The sequence below is a fragment of the Agromyces indicus genome (genome assembly GCF_031432295.1).
GTDB lineage: Bacteria > Actinomycetota > Actinomycetes > Actinomycetales > Microbacteriaceae > Agromyces > Agromyces indicus.
On sequence record NZ_JAVKGS010000001.1, the window covers coordinates 284,284 to 297,218 of the forward strand.

16 protein-coding genes are annotated in these 12,935 nt (G+C 72.3%); 1 reads left to right on the forward strand and 15 read right to left on the reverse strand.

Annotated elements, in window-relative coordinates; all coding sequences use genetic code 11:
* Positions 1-234: 234 nt before the first annotated feature.
* From RH861_RS01300 to RH861_RS01365, 14 genes are all read right to left on the reverse strand, one after another.
* Positions 235-522, reverse strand: coding sequence for an HU family DNA-binding protein (locus RH861_RS01300; RefSeq protein WP_067945722.1), 288 nt, complete (start codon positions 520-522; stop codon positions 235-237).
* 295 nt (positions 523-817) lie between these two features.
* Positions 818-1,123: a 30S ribosomal protein S14 gene (rpsN, locus tag RH861_RS01305; RefSeq protein WP_067945720.1), complete on the reverse strand. Its 306-nt coding sequence runs from the start codon at positions 1,121-1,123 to the stop codon at positions 818-820.
* Between the two features lie 3 nt (positions 1,124-1,126).
* Positions 1,127-1,294, reverse strand: a complete 168-nt coding sequence (gene rpmG / locus RH861_RS01310; RefSeq protein ID WP_021760158.1) for a 50S ribosomal protein L33 — start codon at positions 1,292-1,294, stop codon at positions 1,127-1,129.
* Positions 1,294-1,530, reverse strand: coding sequence for a 50S ribosomal protein L28 (gene rpmB / locus RH861_RS01315; RefSeq protein ID WP_067945718.1), 237 nt, complete (start codon positions 1,528-1,530; stop codon positions 1,294-1,296). The genes rpmG and rpmB overlap by 1 nt, the downstream gene beginning before the upstream one ends.
* A gap of 188 nt (positions 1,531-1,718) precedes the next feature.
* A complete protein-coding gene (locus tag RH861_RS01320; RefSeq protein WP_310519419.1) occupies positions 1,719-2,360 on the reverse strand; it encodes a hypothetical protein in 642 nt (213 codons plus the stop codon).
* Positions 2,360-2,626 carry a hypothetical protein gene (locus RH861_RS01325; RefSeq protein WP_310519420.1) on the reverse strand — a complete coding sequence of 89 codons (267 nt, stop codon included), beginning with the start codon at positions 2,624-2,626 and terminating at the stop codon, positions 2,360-2,362. Before RH861_RS01325 ends, RH861_RS01320 begins: the two co-directional genes overlap by 1 nt.
* A 237-nt stretch (positions 2,627-2,863) precedes the next feature.
* Positions 2,864-3,760, reverse strand: a complete 897-nt coding sequence (locus tag RH861_RS01330) for a glycine betaine ABC transporter substrate-binding protein (protein WP_310519421.1) — start codon at positions 3,758-3,760, stop codon at positions 2,864-2,866.
* Positions 3,761-3,976: 216 nt separating this feature from the next.
* Positions 3,977-4,966: an ABC transporter permease gene (locus RH861_RS01335; RefSeq protein ID WP_310519422.1), complete on the reverse strand. Its 990-nt coding sequence runs from the start codon at positions 4,964-4,966 to the stop codon at positions 3,977-3,979.
* Complete coding sequence (locus RH861_RS01340; protein WP_310519423.1) at positions 4,963-6,417, reverse strand: quaternary amine ABC transporter ATP-binding protein; 1,455 nt, start codon at positions 6,415-6,417, stop codon at positions 4,963-4,965. Before RH861_RS01340 ends, RH861_RS01335 begins: the two co-directional genes overlap by 4 nt.
* Before the next feature lie 362 nt (positions 6,418-6,779).
* Complete coding sequence (locus RH861_RS01345) at positions 6,780-7,178, reverse strand: Fur family transcriptional regulator (protein WP_067945714.1); 399 nt, start codon at positions 7,176-7,178, stop codon at positions 6,780-6,782.
* Positions 7,175-8,017, reverse strand: a complete 843-nt coding sequence (locus RH861_RS01350; protein WP_310519424.1) for a metal ABC transporter permease — start codon at positions 8,015-8,017, stop codon at positions 7,175-7,177. Before RH861_RS01350 ends, RH861_RS01345 begins: the two co-directional genes overlap by 4 nt.
* The gene (locus tag RH861_RS01355; protein WP_310519425.1) at positions 8,017-8,919 is read right to left on the reverse strand and encodes a metal ABC transporter permease; all 903 of its coding nucleotides are present in this window, start codon (positions 8,917-8,919) and stop codon (positions 8,017-8,019) included. The genes RH861_RS01350 and RH861_RS01355 overlap by 1 nt, the downstream gene beginning before the upstream one ends.
* Before the next feature lie 37 nt (positions 8,920-8,956).
* On the reverse strand, positions 8,957-9,730 hold the full coding sequence (locus tag RH861_RS01360; RefSeq protein WP_067945707.1) for a metal ABC transporter ATP-binding protein: 774 nt from the start codon (positions 9,728-9,730) through the stop codon (positions 8,957-8,959).
* 4 nt (positions 9,731-9,734) lie between these two features.
* The gene (locus RH861_RS01365) at positions 9,735-10,856 is read right to left on the reverse strand and encodes a metal ABC transporter substrate-binding protein (RefSeq protein WP_310519426.1); all 1,122 of its coding nucleotides are present in this window, start codon (positions 10,854-10,856) and stop codon (positions 9,735-9,737) included.
* Positions 10,857-10,983: 127 nt separating this feature from the next.
* On the opposite strand from RH861_RS01365, the gene RH861_RS01370 reads away from it, so the two are divergent.
* Entirely contained in the window at positions 10,984-11,481 is a 498-nt protein-coding gene (locus RH861_RS01370; protein ID WP_310519427.1) for a GNAT family N-acetyltransferase, read from the forward strand.
* A 7-nt stretch (positions 11,482-11,488) separates the two neighbouring features.
* On the opposite strand, the gene RH861_RS01375 is transcribed toward RH861_RS01370, so the two are convergent.
* The gene (locus tag RH861_RS01375) at positions 11,489-12,919 is read right to left on the reverse strand and encodes a dihydrolipoamide acetyltransferase family protein (RefSeq protein WP_310519428.1); all 1,431 of its coding nucleotides are present in this window, start codon (positions 12,917-12,919) and stop codon (positions 11,489-11,491) included.
* Between the last annotated feature and the right edge of the window lie 16 nt (positions 12,920-12,935).

Genomic DNA, 12,935 nt, shown 5'->3' on the forward strand with positions numbered 1-12,935 from the left:
GTGCGCTGAGGGCGCCGAGTGCGCGGATGCGCGACGAGCGCGCGGCGCATTCAGCGCGCACTCGTCGCGGCTCTGCGCGCTCGGCGCGGCGGCGGCGGCGGTGCGGCGGCGGTGCGGCGCGGTGCGGCGGCGGTGCGGCGGTGCGGCGCCGCCGCGGGTACGCCGAAGGGGCGCACCGGATGGAACCGGGCGCCCCTTCGGGAGTCTCGGAGTGCGTCGTGCGACGCGCGCGAGTTACTTCGCGGCGGCCTTCAGCTTCGAGCCCGCGGTGACCTTGACCGAGTTGCCGGCGGCGATCTGGATGGTCTCGCCGGTCTGCGGGTTGCGGCCGGTGCGCGCGGCACGGTGGGTGCGCTCGACGGCGAGCCAGCCCGGGATGGAGACCTTGGTGCCCGAGCCGACCGAGTCGGCCAGCGCGTCGAAGAACCCGTTGAGCACGGAGTCGACGGTGCTCTGGCTCTGGTTCGTCGCCGCAGCGATCTTGGCAACGAGCTCGGACTTGTTGAGCGACTTGTCAGCCATTGAATGTCCTCCTCGGACCTTCGCTGTGTGTCTACAGCTGTCGTGTGGATACGCGGAGTCGACCTTCGATCGCCCCCGTGGCCGTTCAGGCCGCCTCGAATGTAGCAGAGTCCCGCGGAAACACGCGGATTTCCGGGGTTTCGCGGGTGGTTCGGGCGGGGGTTGACGGATGGCGCCGAAGCGGTGCATCGTCGGCGAGGGGCACGGCGACCCGTCGACGGCGCGAGCGCAGACGACGAGAGGGGCGCCCCGGATGATCCGGGACGCCCCTCTCGGAAGCGGATGCCGCTCGGGCTTACCAGCTCGACTTGGTGATGCCGGGCAGCTCGCCGCGGTGCGCCATGTCGCGGAAGCGGACGCGCGAGATGCCGAACTTCGAGAGGTTGCCGCGGGGGCGACCGTCGATGGCGTCACGCGAGCGCACGCGGACCGGCGAAGCGTTGCGGGGCAGCTTCTGCAGGCCGATGCGGGCGGCCTCGCGGGCCTCCTCGGTGGCGTTCGGGTCGACGAGCGTCTTCTTCAGCTCGGCGCGCTTCGCCGCGTAGCGGTCGACGACCGCCTTGCGCTGCTCGTTGCGCGCGATCTTGCTCTTCTTGGCCATGTCCTAGCGCTCCTCTCGGAAGTCGACGTGCTTGCGCACCACGGGGTCGTACTTCTTGAGCACGAGGCGGTCGGGGTTGTTGCGACGGTTCTTGCGGGTCACGTAGGTGTACCCGGTGCCGGCCGTCGAACGGAGCTTGATGATCGGACGGATGTCCTGCTGCTTCGCCATTAGAGCTTCACCCCACGAGCCTGGATGTCACGGACGACCGCCTCGATGCCACGCGCGTCGATCACCTTGATGCCCTTGGCGGACACGTTCAGGGTGACGTTGCGACGAAGCGAGGGCACGTAGTACGTCTTCTTCTGCACGTTCGGGTCGAAGCGGCGCTTCGTCCGGCGGTGCGAGTGCGAGATGTTGTGTCCGAAGCCGGGGACGGCTCCGGTCACCTGGCACACTGCTGCCATTGGTCTTTCCTCCAATACCGAGGGGCCGGACGGCCCCTCCCAAGGTCACTTGTCTGCAGACGAGCCCCTCCGCTCGCGCGGTAGATACAGGGGGATTCATCCACGGTCCGGGCGGTGGAAGCGCCCAGCCAAACGTCGAGCTTACCAGATCGGCCCTGACCGGCCGAAACGGCTGCCCGGAACGCCCCTCACCGGTGGTTCGAGCCGCGCCAGTCGAGCGCCGAGGCCGCGAAGAAGCACAGTGCCCCGACCATGGTCCCGAGGTTCCGAGCGAGCGGACTGACGGGGTCGTCGTCGTACGCGGGAACGTAGGCGCCGGCGGCCGAGACCACGAACGCCGCGGAGCCGAGTACGGCCAGCCAGGCGGTCCACCGGGCCGTCGACCGCGCCCCGCGCTCGACGCTGGCCGCCGCGACCACGGCCAGCACGCCCGACACGAGGAACGCCGCCGAGCCCCACACGTCGGGCACCCAGCCCGCCTCGTCGGTGTCCGTGCTCGCGAGCGCCGCCCCGAGCGCCCGGAGCGTGCTCACGCCGAAGAGGAGCGTGCCGCCCAGCCGCACGGCGACCGACCACCACCCGATCCGTGCCGAGGACGGCGCGTCGTGGTCCGGCGGGCGCCAGCCGAGCGAGCCGAGCTGCACGGCGCCCGAGACGAGGAACAGCACCGACCCCAGCGCGAACGTGGCGTTCGCCCCGACCGGTCCCACCCACGAGGCGTAGGCCGGCAGCGCACCGAGGAAGAAGCACGCCGAGCCCAGCATGAAGCCCGCGGCCCGGCGACGGAGCCGCCGTTCCGGCGACGCCGTCCCGCCCGGCGAGCCCGCCATCAGCGGTGGAACGCCGAGCGCCGCCCGGCATCCGGCATCGGCGCCGTCAGCCGTTCGAGGTACTGCGGAGCGTCACGGAGGTCGTCGAGCAGGTCGGAGGCGAGGTCCATCGTCAGCCGGTCCCGGACGCCGATGCGCTGCACCGTGAGATCGGCGAGGTCGTCGGGCATGAGGGAGGCGGGCACGAGCCAGCCCTGGATGCGCACTCGGTCCTGGAGGTCGTACAGGGTCCGGTTCCTCGCCTCGCCCTGCTGGAGGAACCGCACTGTCGCCACCCCCTCGTCGAGCCCGCTCCCCCGGTACCGGCGTCCGCCCGCCCACCCCTCGCGGATCGGCGTGCTGCGCCACGGGGCCCCTCCCCCGTCGCTCCACGCACACGATACGACGGATGCCGCCCTGCCGACAGGTGGACCCACGGGCGGAGACGACGGATGCCGCGGGCACGACGTGCGCCCGCGGCATCCGCTCTTCGACTCATTGCGCCGTCACGGCGCGGGCCGACCTCAGGAGGTCAGCGAGTCGACGTACTCCTGGTTGTCGGCGATCCACTGCTCCACGATGGGGCCGTAGTCGTCGGTGTCGTTCTCGTTGAACATGGCGTTCTCGAGCGAGTAGAGCAGCTCGCTGTCCATCTGGAAGTCCTGAAGCCAGCCGGCGAGGGTCGGGTGCGTCTCCTCGAGGTCGGCGGTGCCGAACGAGTGGATGCCCTCGGCGTCGCCGAGCGCGCCCTCGGGGTCCTCGAGGTCCTTGATCGGGAACGCATCGTAGGCCCAGTGCGGGCGCCAGAGGGTGACGGCGATGTTCTCGCCGGCCCCGGTCGCCGCGGTCAGCTCGGAGAGCATCGCCGGGGTCGACGAGGTGAGGTACTCCATGTCGTCGAGGCCGTAGGTCGGGATGACCTCGTCGGTCGTGACGCGGTTGAGGCCCGAGCCGGGCTCGATGCCGACGAGGCGGTTGCCGAAGGCGTCGGCGTTCTCGGCGAGCTCCTCGAGCGTGTCGACGGGCGCGTCCTCGTTCACGGCGATGGTGAGCTTGGCGTCCTCGTTCCAGGCGCCGAGGTCGACGATGTCGTCGCCGTACTGCTCGACGTAGTCGGCGTGCGTGATGGGCAGCCAGGTGTCGAGGGTCACGTCGTAGTCGCCGTCGCTGAGGCCCTGGAAGACCGGGGCGGCGTCCGCGTACTCGAGCTCGACGTCGTAGCCCTGCTCCTCGAGGATGCTCTTCCAGAGCTCGCTCGCGGCGATGCCCTCGTCCCAGCCGTTGAACACGGCGATGGTGAGGTCCTTCTGGTCACCGTTCTCGAGCGTGTCCGCCTCGCCCGAGCCGGCCGAGCAGCCGGTCAGGGTGAGTGCGGCGGTGGCGCCGAGGGCGAGAAGGGTGCGCGTGGTGCGCTTCTGCATGTGATGCTTCCTTTCCTCCCGTGTGCTGTGGCACGGGTGTTGGGGATGTTCCGCGCGGTTCCGCGCGGGTTCCGGAGTGACGGATTCCCCTCGAGTGGGCGAAGTCGGTTGGGCTTCCGCGGGCCGGGCGGCCAGGATCGCCCACTCGAGGAATCGCGTCACCGGCATGCCGGGCACCGCCGTGCCGCAGGGCGGCGCGGTGACCGGATGGCCTGGTTACCTCACGCCGACGGGCGACTTCGCAGCCGAGTGCTTCACCGGGATGCCGGAGCCGTCGGCCTCGTCGAGGTCGGCGACCTTCGACGCATCGGTCGACTCCGCGGCATCCGTCGATCGCCGACCGAACGGCAGGCGGCGCCGGGTCGCAGCGCCGCCCGGGCGCGCCCGCCCGCCGAGTCCGCCGGTGATGCGGTCGAGCACGATCGCGAGGATCACGACCGACAGGCCCGCCTCGAAGCCGAGGCCGACGTCGATCCGCGTGAGCGACTGCACGACGTCGCCGCCGAGGCCGCCCGCGCCGACCATGCCCGCGATGACGACCATCGAGAGCGAGAGCATGATGACCTGGTTGACGCCGGCCATGATCGACGGCATCGCGAGCGGCAGCTGGATCTGGCGCAGGATGCGCCACGGCGACGAGCCGAAGGCGTGCCCGGCCTCGACGACCTCGCGGTCGACACCGCGGATGCCGAGCTCGGTCAGGCGCACGCCGGGCGCCATCGCGAACACGATCGTCGCGACGATGCCGGGCACGACGCCGACGCGGAACAGGATCAGCGCCGGGATGAGGTACACGAACGCCGGCATGGTCTGCATGAAGTCGAGCACCGGGCGGATGATGCGGCTGGCGATGTCGCTGCGCGCGGCGAGCACGCCGAGCGGGATCGAGACGACGACCGCGATGGCGCTCGAGACGAGCACCAGCGCGAGCGTGTCCATCGCGTTCTCCCACTGGTCGACGCCCACGATCACCAGGAAGCCGAGCACGGTGCCGAGGGCCAGCTTCCAGCCCTTGGCGAACCACGCGAGCGCGGCGATCGCCAGGATGACGACCCAGAACGGCGGGGTCGAGAGCACCAGGTCGACGAGGTCGTAGAACCCCGCGAACACGGCGCGGATCACGGCGAACAACCCGGCGAGCGCGTCAGTCAGCACGTCGATGACGGCCTCGGCGATCTCGCCGAGCGGCAGGCGGAAGTCGATCATGCGCGACTCCCCTCGATCGCGGAGGCATCCGGGGCGGCGATCGCGGCCTCCAGGCCGGGCGCTGGATCGGGTTCGACGGGCTCCGTGCGCTGCAGCGTCGCGGTGATGACCGCGATGGGCACCGTCGCGGGCGGCACCGCGGCGAGCTCGTCGGTCGTCGCCGGCACGTTGCCGAGCGCGGCGAGCAGCGTCACGCGCGGCACGACGCCCACGAGGCGCCCTCGGTCGTCGACGACGGCGAGCGGGATCTCCTGCTCGACCGAGCTGCCGAGCAGGTCGGCGAGCTGCTCATCGACGCCGACGGTCGCGAGGTCGCGCACCGCCTCGTCGAGCCGCTTCTCGCCGCGCTGCACGAGCCGCAGCACGTCGCGGTCCTGCGCGATGCCGAGCAGCCGGCGGCCCGGGGCCACCACGAACACCGTCGAGGTCTGCAGGTCGCGCATGACGCGGAGCGCGGCGCGCGGACCCGCGGTCGCCGAGACGACGGCGCGGGGCGCCTCCATGACGCTGCCCGCGGTGAGCACGCGCGCCCGGTCGACGTCCTGCACGAACTGCGCGACGTAGTCGTCGGCCGGGTCGGTGAGGATCTCCTCTGCCGTGCCGAGCTGCACGATGCGGCCGTCGCGCATGACGGCGATCCGGTCGCCGAGGAACATGGCCTCGTTGAGGTCGTGGGTGATGAACACGATCGTCTTGCCGAGCTCCTGCTGCAGCTCGACGAGCTGTTCCTGCATCTCGCGGCGGATGAGCGGATCGAGCGCCGAGAACGCCTCGTCCATGAGCAGGATGTCGGTGTCGGCCGCGAGTGCCCGCGCCAGGCCGACGCGCTGCTGCATCCCGCCGGAGAGCTCGGAGGGGAGCTTGTCGCCCCAGCCGGCGAGGCCGACGCGCTCGAGCACGCGCTCGGCGCGCTCACGGCGCTCCGCGGCATCCACGCCCTGGATCTCGAGGCCGTAGGCGGCGTTGTCGAGCACGGTCCGGTGCGGGAGCAGCGCGAAGTGCTGGAACACCATCGACACGTGGTCGCGGCGCACGGCCCGCAGCTTCTTGGGGGCGACGCCGGTGATCGGCTCCCCCATGACCGTGACCGAGCCGGCGGTCGGCTCGAGCAGGCCGTTGAGCATGCGGATGAGGGTGGACTTGCCGGAGCCCGACAGGCCCATGACGACGAAGATCTCGCCGCGTCGCACGTCGAAGTCGGCGTCGACGACCGCGGCCGTGCCGAGGTCGGCGACCTCGGCACGCGTCGCGCCGGCGCGGAGGCGGGCGAGGGCCTCGGCGGGCCGGCGGCCGAAGAAGCGCGTCAGGCCGCGCACCTCGAGGGCGGGCGCGAGGTCGGGCTGCGGCGTGGGGGCGGGCGCCGCGTCGGCGGCCGCCGAGGGTGCGGTCGCCGCTGGGTCGACGGATGCCGCGGGGGCGGCGGGGTGTTCGACGGTGCGGGGTTCGAGCATGGGGGCAGGCACTCCATCGCACGCTCACGCCGAGGCGACCGGATGCGAGGCCGGCGCAGGAGCGTGCTCATGGTCACGGCCGGGTTCCGTGCGATCCGGGAGGCGGGCTTCGAGCTCCGGCGAGGGGGTGCAGGGTGCCGGGGCGAGCGCCGCGATCCAGCGCATCCGGTCATCGGGATCGGATGCCACACGCGGAACCGTACGACCCGGATCCCGTCGGCGTGAGCCGGTGGATCAGGGGCGCGGACTGGGCGTCATGGTCCGTGCTGGACCGTCGTCCACCGTAGCCACGTTTCGACCCGCACCTCAAACCGAGCGGGCGCGCTGGCCCTCTGATCAGGGATTTCGTGGTCGCGACGGCGTCAGCGGTCGGCGTCGAGCGCTCGCGAGCACTCCGCGCAGAGCCCGAACACGTCGACGACGTGCGCGGCCCGGGTGAACCCGTGCTCGCCGGCGACGCGGTGGGCCCAGGCCTCGACCTCGTCGGCGGCGATCTCGACGGTGAGCCCGCAGTTGCGGCAGATCAGGTGGTGGTGGTGGCCCGTGCTGCAGGCGCGGTAGATCGCCTCGCCCTCGGGCGACTGCAGGCAGTCGGCGTCGCCGCTGGCGGTGAGGTCGCCGAGCGCGCGGTACACGGTCGCGAGGCCGATGGGCGATCCGCTCGCGTGCAGGGCCGAGTGCAGCGACTGCGCGCTGATGAACCCGTCGGTGGCGTCGAGTGCCTCGCGCACCGCTTCGCGCTGCCAGGTGTTGCGTTTCATGCGATCCGTGCGTCCTCCGCGGTCTCCACGGGGATGGGAGCCCGCCTCGAGGGTAGTCGCCGAAGCTTGGAGCCGGCCAACGCGATGAGCAGGAACGCGGTGGCGGCCAGCACGATCGACGGCCCGGCGGCGACCGCGGCGAAGCGCGAGACCAGCACGCCGATCACGCCCGACGCGGCGCCGATCACCGGGGCGACGACGAGCACGCCCCGGAAGGTGGGCATGACGAGCCGCGCGGCCGCGGCGGGCGCGGCGAGCAGCGCGATGGCGAGGATGGCGCCGACGGCGGGCAGCGAACTGACGACGGATGCTGCGGTGAGCCCGAGCACGAGCAGCTCGACGGGCCACTCGCGGAAGCCCGCGGCCCGGTAGCCGGCCGGGTCGAAGGTCGAGAACACGATCCGCGTGCCGAAGGCGGCGACGATCGCGACGGACGCAACGAGCACGACCGTCGCAAGGAGGATGTCCGCGTCGCTCACCGTGAGGATCGACCCGACGAGCAGCGACTCGGGCTGCACCGGCAGCCCCGGGATGATCGACTGCAGCAGGGCGCCGAGCGCGAACCCGCCGGTGAGCACGATGCCCGCGGCGACCTGCGCGCCCTGGTGCCGGACACGCGCGATCGCGGTCATGACCCCGACGATGGCGACGGATGCCACGGCCGCACCCAGCGGAACGCTCACGCCGAGCGCCGCGGCGAGCACCGCACCCGGGTAGGTCGCGTGGGTGAGCGCCTGGGCGAAGAACGTGCGACGGCGCAGCACCACGAGGGCGCCGACGAAACCCGCGCCGGCGCCGATGACGACGGCGGCGAGCATGGCGCGCTCGAAGTACCCCATCACCGCTCCCCAGCGCCGGCCGCGGCCACCCGGGGGCGGACGGCCCTCGGCCGCGAGGCCCGGTCGGCCAGCAGGCGCAGCGCGAGGACGACGGCGTACACCGCGACGAAGACGGCGACCACGGTGCTCCCCGCGGGCAGGTCGACGCCGGCGCCGACCGAGATGGCGAAGCCGGTCGCCAGGCCGAGCCACGCGCTCACCGCACCGACGGCGGCGGCGGCCGGGAACAGCCACCACAGCCGGCGCGTGACGAGCCGGGCCGCCGCGCCCGGCACGATGAGCAGGGCGAGCACGAGCAGGGCGCCGACGGTGCTCGCGCCCGCGACGACGACCAGCGCGATCGCGCCGTTCAGGACGAGGTCGAGCGCCAGGCCGCGGTCGCCGGCGGCGCGGCTCGCCGCCGGGTCGAACGCGCGGAACAGCTGCTGCTTGAGCGTCACGCCGACCATCGCCGCGGCGGTGAGCGACACCACGACGAGCGGGAGCACGTCGGTCGGCGCGATCGTCAGCACCCGGCCGAAGAGCAGCTCCTCCAGCGCCGAGGCGTAGTCGCTGCCGCGCGACACGACGATGACGCCGACGCTGAAGGTCGCCGTGAGGACGACGGCGACCGCGGCATCCGAGGCGATGCCGGCCCGCATGAGCATCGTGAGGGCGACTGCGCCGGCCAGTGCGGCGATCGCCGCGCCCGGGACCAGACCGGCCGTTCCGGCGACGGCGAGGCCGATCGCGAGGCCGGGGAAGACCGCGTGCGTGAGCCCGTCGCTGACGAACTCGAGGCCGCGCAGGTTGACGAGCACGCCGACCACGCCCGCCACGACCGCGAGCACGAGCAGCACGAGGAGCGCCCGCCCCATGAAGGGCAGCGCGAAGGCCCCGAAGAGCGCATCGCCGACGGTCACCGCGGACCACTCCCCCGCGTGCATTCCCGAACCGGCATCAATGCCCCTCGTGCCCGGGGACGACGAGCGTGTGCTCGTCGATCTCGACCTCCACGCCGTCGAAGCACTGCTGCACGTTCTCGAGCGTGAGCACCTCGTCGACCCGTCCGCAGCCCACCTGCTCGCCGTTGACGAGGAGCGCGGTGTCGCAGACGGTGCGCGCCAGTTCGAGGTCGTGCGTCGAGACGATCACGGCCACTCCCCCGGCCTTGAGCGTCGTGAGCGTGTCGATGAGCGCCTCGCGGTTGGGCTGGTCGAGCCCGTTGAACGGCTCGTCGAGCAGGAGCAGTCGCGGCTCGGAGGCGAGCGCCCGTGCGAGCAGCCCGCGCTGCCGCTGTCCGCCCGACAGCTCGCCGAACCGGCGGTTCGCGAGCTCGGCGAGGCCGACCGTCTCGAGCACGCTTCGCACGACCTCCCGGTCGTGTCGTCCGGGCCAGCGCAGCAGTCCGAGGCGCCGGTACCGGCCCTGCATGACCACCTGCGCGAGGCTGATCGGGAAGTCGGGGTCGACCTCGGCGGACTGGGGAAGGAAGCCGATCATGCCGTCAGCGGCATCCGTTCGGTCGCCGAAGCGCAGTTCGCCCTCGACGAGGGGCACGAGACCGAGGATGCCGCGCAGCAGCGTGGACTTGCCGGCCCCGTTCGGGCCGATCACGGCGACGGCCTCGCCGGGCCGCACGCTGAACCGCAGACCGGCCACCCCGGCGCCTCCCGGGTACCGGAAGGCGGCGCCCGTCAGGGAGAGCACGGGTGGTGGACCGGGTTCGCTCATGCGGTCATCCTCGCAGGACGTCGGGCAGCGCGGAAGGCTCGACGCCCCACGACTCGAGGATCAGCCGCGCGTTGTGGATCTGGCTGCCCAGGTAGGTCTCGCCCTCGCTGCCCGGCTGGCCGAGCGAGTCGCCGTAGAGGGCGTCGTCGCCGGAGTAGACCGTCACGCCCGCCTCGGACGCGATCGTCTCCGCCGCCTTGGGCGAGATGGACGCCTCGGAGAACACGGCTCGCACGCCGGTCTCGCGGATGCGCTCGACGAGCGCGTCGATCTCGGCCGCGCTCGGCTCGGCGTTGTCGTCGAAGCTCGGGATGACGCTGCCCACGAAGGTCACGTCGTACGCGTCGAGGAAGTACGTGAAGGCGTCGTGGTTCGTCACGAGCAGCCGCTGCTCGACGGGCACCTGCTCGACGTTCTCCTCGATCCAGGCGTCGAGCGCCTCGAGCCGGTCGAGGTAGTCCGCCTCGCCCTCGCGGACCAGGTCGGCGTCGACGCCGTCGAGCTCGGCAAGGCCGTCGGCGATGTTCTCGACCATCGTCTCGGCGAGCTCAGGGTCGGTCCAGATGTGCGGGTTGCCCTCGCCGTGGTCGTGGCCGTGGTCGTGGTCGTCCTCGGCGTGCGCCTCGTCGGCGTGCTCGTCGTCCGCGTGGGCCGCGTCGGCGTGCTCGTCTTCAGCATGGGCCTCGTCGGCGTGCTCGTCCTCGGCGTGGGCCTCGTCGGCGTGCTCGTCCTCGGCGTGCTCGTCGGTCGCGGCGAGCTCGATGCCGGTGCTCGCGTCGATCAGGGTGCCGTCGAAGCCCGACGCCGCGATCGCGTCGTCGAGCCAGCTCTCGAGCCCGGCACCGTTGACCACGAGGGCGTCCGCCTCGCCGAGTGCGAGCAGCTGCGCGGCGGAGGGGTCGAAGGAGTGCGCGCTCTGGCCCGCGCCGAGCAGCGGCGTGACCTCGACGGCCCCTCCCCCGACCTCGCGCGCGAAGTCGGCCACCTGGGTCGTCGTCGCGACGACGGTCGGCGTGCCGTCGCCCGACGCACCGGCGCCGGTGGCGCATCCGGCCAGCAGCGTGACGGATGCCGCGGCGAGAGCGGGCGCGAGCAGGCGGACACGACGATTCGGTGCGGTGGGCATGAGTCGAGGATAGCTTATTGATAATGATTGTCACAACCAAGAGGCCATCGAGACCGGGCGCGTGATCATGACGCCGGGTTGTGGACGACCTTCCCGAACGACGGTGGTCCGTGCCAGAGTGTCAGCCGTGGAAATCGCCACGACCCGAATCACCCTGCACCCGTTCACCGTCTCCGATGCCGAACGCCTGCTCGCCGGCGACGTCGACCCGCTCGACGGCTGGGAGGGCGGCTACTCGTTCACCGACGAGCCCGAGCTGCTCGCCGAGTACGTGCGCGCCGTGCAGCGCAACGGCGACCCCGCGCCGTTCGGCCCCTACCTCGTGCGTCGCGCCGACGGGGGAGCGGAGGACGGGGCCGCGATCGGCGGCGTCAACCTGTTCGGGCCGCCGGATGACCGCGGTGCGGTCGAGTTCGGCTTCGGCCTGGTGCCGGCCGTGCGCGGCGAGGGACTCTCCCGCGACGTCGTCGCCGAGGCGGTCGCCCTCATCCGTTCGACCGGGGCGGGGATCGCCCGCGCCGAGTGCGAGATCGCCAACCTGCCCGCCCGCCGGGTGCTCGAGCACGCCGGCCTCGCCGAGGTCGCCCGCAGCGACGACTCGGTGGTGTACGAGCTGCGGCTCTAGCCCCCGCTCACTCGAGCAGGAGCGCCGGCTCCTCGATGATCGACGCCACGTCCGCCAGGAACCGGCTCGCCACATCTCCGTCGACCACGCGGTGGTCGAACGACCCGCCGATCGTCGTCACGTAGCGCGGCCGCACCTCGCCGTCCACGACCCACGGCTTCTGCTTGATCGTCCCGAGGGCGACGATCGCCACCTCGCCCGTGTTGAGGATCGGCGTACCGGTGTCCATGCCGAAGACGCCGATGTTCGTGATGGTGATCGTGCCGCCCTGCATCTCGGCGGGCTGCGTCTTGCCCTCGCGCGCCGTGAGCGTCAACTGCTCGAGCGCTGCCGCGAGCTCGACCATCGACATGGCCTGCGCCTCCTTGACGTTCGGCACGATGAGTCCCCGAGGGGTCGCGGCGGCCACGCCGAGGTTCACGTAGTGCTTCACGATGATCTCGTCGTCCGTCCACTGCGCGTTCACGGTGGGGTTCCGGCGGGCGGCCCAGATCATCGCCTTCGCCATGATCAGCAGCGGCGAGACCTTGACGCCGGCGAAGTCCGTCGACGCCTTCAGGCGCTTGACGAACTCCATGGTGCGCGTGGCGTCCACGTCGACGAACACCGAAACATGCGGCGCGGAGTATGCACTCTGGACCATCGTCTGCGCGATCGCCTTGCGCACGCCCTTCACGGGGATGCGGGTCTCGCGATCGGTCGGTGTCTCGGGCGTCTGGATGTTGCGGAACACGCTCGCCTGTTGCGCGTCGCGGATCACGTCGTCGCGGGTGATGTCGCCGATCGGGCCCGTCGGCGTGACGCGCGACAGGTCGACGCCAAGATCCTTCGCGAGCTTGCGGATCGGCGGCTTCGCGATGACGGGGACACCCGCGTCGTAGCGCTCCGCCGGGCGCGACGGCGCCGTCGCCACGGGCGGTTCGGCGGCGATCGCCGAGGCGGGCAGCCGCGCGGGCGCCGACTCGGCCGGTGCGGGCGCCGGCGGTGCGAGGTGCTCGTGCGCCCCGCCGGGTGACGGATGCCGCCGACGGCGGCTGTTCGTCGGACCGGTGCTGCCGTGGCCGACGAGGACCGCCCCGCCGGCCTCCTCGGCCGCCGCCGCGGGCGCAGCAGGCGGCGCGGCAGCCTCGGACGGAGCCGGAGCCGTCGCCGCGGAGGCGTCGGGCGCGGCCGGAGCAGAAGACATGCCGTTGGCGGCATCCGTTCGGATGACCAGGATCGGCGTGCCCACGTCGACGGTGCGGCCCTCCTCGACCAGCAGCTCCGCCACCGTGCCCTCGTAGGCGCTGGGCAGCTCGACGAGCGACTTCGCGGTCTCGATCTCGACGAAGACCTGGTCGAGGGCGATGCGGTCCCCGGGCGCGACGCGCCACTGGACGATCTCGGCCTCGGTGAGGCCCTCGCCCACGTCGGGAAGCGGGAACCGGATCTCACTCATGGTGCTCCTCGGGGTG

Bases quoted from the DNA above. Each gene is read 5' to 3' on its own strand.
- RH861_RS01300 (WP_067945722.1), bottom strand. From the start codon at position 522: ATGGCTGACAAGTCGCTCAACAAGTCCGAGCTCGTTGCCAAGATCGCT.
- rpsN (WP_067945720.1), bottom strand. From the start codon at position 1,123: ATGGCCAAGAAGAGCAAGATCGCGCGCAACGAGCAGCGCAAGGCGGTC.
- rpmG (WP_021760158.1), bottom strand. From the start codon at position 1,294: ATGGCGAAGCAGCAGGACATCCGTCCGATCATCAAGCTCCGTTCGACG.
- rpmB (WP_067945718.1), bottom strand. From the start codon at position 1,530: ATGGCAGCAGTGTGCCAGGTGACCGGAGCCGTCCCCGGCTTCGGACAC.
- RH861_RS01320 (WP_310519419.1), bottom strand. From the start codon at position 2,360: ATGGCGGGCTCGCCGGGCGGGACGGCGTCGCCGGAACGGCGGCTCCGT.
- RH861_RS01330 (WP_310519421.1), bottom strand. From the start codon at position 3,760: ATGCAGAAGCGCACCACGCGCACCCTTCTCGCCCTCGGCGCCACCGCC.
- RH861_RS01335 (WP_310519422.1), bottom strand. From the start codon at position 4,966: ATGATCGACTTCCGCCTGCCGCTCGGCGAGATCGCCGAGGCCGTCATC.
- RH861_RS01340 (WP_310519423.1), bottom strand. From the start codon at position 6,417: ATGCTCGAACCCCGCACCGTCGAACACCCCGCCGCCCCCGCGGCATCC.
- RH861_RS01345 (WP_067945714.1), bottom strand. From the start codon at position 7,178: ATGAAACGCAACACCTGGCAGCGCGAAGCGGTGCGCGAGGCACTCGAC.
- RH861_RS01350 (WP_310519424.1), bottom strand. From the start codon at position 8,017: ATGGGGTACTTCGAGCGCGCCATGCTCGCCGCCGTCGTCATCGGCGCC.
- RH861_RS01360 (WP_067945707.1), bottom strand. From the start codon at position 9,730: ATGAGCGAACCCGGTCCACCACCCGTGCTCTCCCTGACGGGCGCCGCC.
- RH861_RS01365 (WP_310519426.1), bottom strand. From the start codon at position 10,856: ATGCCCACCGCACCGAATCGTCGTGTCCGCCTGCTCGCGCCCGCTCTC.
- RH861_RS01375 (WP_310519428.1), bottom strand. From the start codon at position 12,919: ATGAGTGAGATCCGGTTCCCGCTTCCCGACGTGGGCGAGGGCCTCACC.